Source organism: Citricoccus sp. NPDC079358 (genome assembly GCF_040702545.1).
Taxonomy (GTDB): domain Bacteria; phylum Actinomycetota; class Actinomycetes; order Actinomycetales; family Micrococcaceae; genus Citricoccus.
Genome location: NZ_JBFBLI010000032.1, coordinates 1 through 2,296, shown reverse-complemented (window position 1 = coordinate 2,296; position 2,296 = coordinate 1). Strand labels below are relative to the sequence as shown.

The window sequence follows — 2,296 nt, the reverse complement described above, 5'->3', positions numbered from 1 at the left end:
ATGGTCGCCGTCGAGGACGCGCTCGGGCACTACCTCGAGATCGCCGCCGACGACGCCGCCCGCCGCCGCGTCGGAACCCCCGCCCTGGCCAGCGCTCTGCTCACCCTCGGCGAGCACGCCCACCACGCTGGGCATGAGGCACCCCTCGACGGTGCCTTGCACGCCCTCGGTCCCGACCGGATCCGTCACCTCGTGCAACCGCACACCGGACCGGCCGGATTGCTCGCCGCTCTCACGACCACCTCCTACCTGGCCACGCTCGTCCTACTGGCCACGATCGTGTATCTGCCCTACCTCGGTGCCGCCCTGTCCGGATGCGCCTGACCAACTACAGCGAAGGGCAATCAGTAAGCCGGCCGCGGGACATCTTGGATTCAAGGGGTCGTCGCAACACCGAAGTGAACTAGACAAGTTCTAGCAGACGCTCGGCTGGAGTTTTCCAGCCGAGCGTTTTGCGTGGGCGGCCGTTGAGTTTCTGGGCGACGTGTTCCAGATCCATCGGACCATGAGCGGAGAGGTCGGTTCCCTTGGGGAAGTATTGCCGTAGCAGCCCGTTGGTGTTCTCGTTCGATCCCCGTTGCCAGGGAGAGGCCGGGTCACAGAAGTAGACCGGGACGTCGGTGGCGATCCTGAACGCCTTGTGGGCGGCCATCTCTGCACCTTGGTCCCAGGTCAATGACCCGCGCAGCTGCTCGGGGAGCGTGCCGATCAGGGTCACGAGAACGTCGCGGACGGCTTCCGCGGAGTGATCGAGGGGAAGGTGGCCGAGCATCACATAGCGGGTGGTCCGCTCGACGAGCGTGATGATCGCGGACTGATTCCGCTCCCCGGTGATCAGGTCCCCTTCCCAGTGGCCGGGTACAGCGCGGTCCTCGATCTCTGCGGGGCGGTCCGAGATCATCACCATCGGATCGATGAAACGGCTCGTGCGCTGTTCAACCGAGCGGCGTGTTTTCCGGCGGGTCCGTCCCGAGCGCAGGGCCTGCGCGACCTCTCGCTTGAGACCGCCGCGCGCTTGGACGTAGAGGGCTTGGTAGATCGTCTCCGTGCTCACTCGCATGCCCTCATCATCGGGATAGTCTTCGCGGATCCGGTGACGGACCTGCTCCGGAGACCATTGTTCCCTGAGTCCTGCAGACACGTAGTCCCGCAGCGGGCCGGCCTCGGCGAGCTTCGCGATCTTGGGGCGGGTCCGTGCCCTCGCGGCGTCGCGATGGGCGCCATGGGGCAGATACCGGCCGTTCACGGTGCGTGTGGCCAGCTCGCGCATGATCGTGGATGCAGGCCGTCCCAACTCTCGGCCGATAGCCCGCAACGACAGGCCCGCCCGACGCAGATCAGCAATCTTCTCCCGCTCAGGCAGCGACAGCAGCCGGGAGCTGATCTGTTCCGGAACCGGCGGCGATGGACTCGTCATGGACTCCATGGTGGTGCGTCCAGTCGTGTAGTCCACCCGCCGCCCGTCCGGATAGAACCGCGAGTTCCGTGAGTGGCGGACCCCGTGCTCCCAATCGCGAGCGGAACGCTCATTGACGCCGACGCGCGCCACGGTTTCCCGCCGGGTCATGCCCTGCTCGCGCAACTGCAGATACTCGGTCTTGCGCGGGTGCCCCAATCGCCTTGAAGAAAGGCCGGCCTGGCGCGCCCAAGTGAAAGCAGTGTTCCGATTGATGCCAAGACGACGCGCGACCTCCGTCACGCTCCCGATCTCATCCATCAACCCCAGGAACTGCGCCTTCAACGACGAAGACTTCTCCAAAAACGACACGGTGGTCGCAACCTCCTGAAAATCAGGGTGTTGCGACCACCGTTAGAACCCGCCCATCACCATGGGCCTCGAAGCTGTCATGCCGGTCACCGTGCCGGTCGCCCGCACGGTCTGATAGCTGCTCCTGGGCCGTTGCCCAACCAGTTCCGCGGGTGGAACCTGTGGCGCGCCTCGAACTTCCTGTCCGGGATCGGGCTGCTGATTGCCGCCTCGGCGCTCAGCTCCCGCCGCTACTCCGCGACCGCTTCGGGGTGCATACGTACCAGCACCTGCTCATCGACGTTGCGCAACCACCTTGTTACCTGCCTCCCGGAGTTCACCGGTGGGTGAGACGTGGCGGTAGAGCGTCTGACGAGTGATGCCCAACTCCTTGCACAGCGCGCTGACGTTGGTGTCCTTCTTGCCCATCGAGGCCATCGCCAGGCGGATCTTGGCCGGGGTCATCTTGTAGGGCCGGCCGCCCTTGCGGCCCCTGGCCCGGGCCGAGGCCAGGCCGGCCTTGGTGCGTTCGGAGATCAGCTCGCGTTC

At 65.8% G+C, this 2,296-nt stretch carries 2 protein-coding genes and 1 pseudogene; 1 reads left to right on the top strand and 2 read right to left on the bottom strand.

The features are described 5' to 3' along the window. Nucleotides 1–324: hypothetical protein (locus tag AB0333_RS16890; protein WP_366219832.1), on the top strand; the 324-nt coding region annotated here is incomplete at its 5' end. Between the two features lie 50 nt (nucleotides 325–374). Here the strand turns inward: AB0333_RS16890 and AB0333_RS16885 are convergent. Together AB0333_RS16885 and AB0333_RS16880 are read right to left on the bottom strand one after the other, a co-directional pair. After that, a pseudogene (locus tag AB0333_RS16885) lies at nucleotides 375–1,567 on the bottom strand (IS30 family transposase). A gap of 474 nt (nucleotides 1,568–2,041) precedes the next feature. Beyond that, nucleotides 2,042–2,296: helix-turn-helix domain-containing protein (locus AB0333_RS16880; RefSeq protein WP_366219831.1), on the bottom strand; the 255-nt coding region annotated here is incomplete at its 5' end.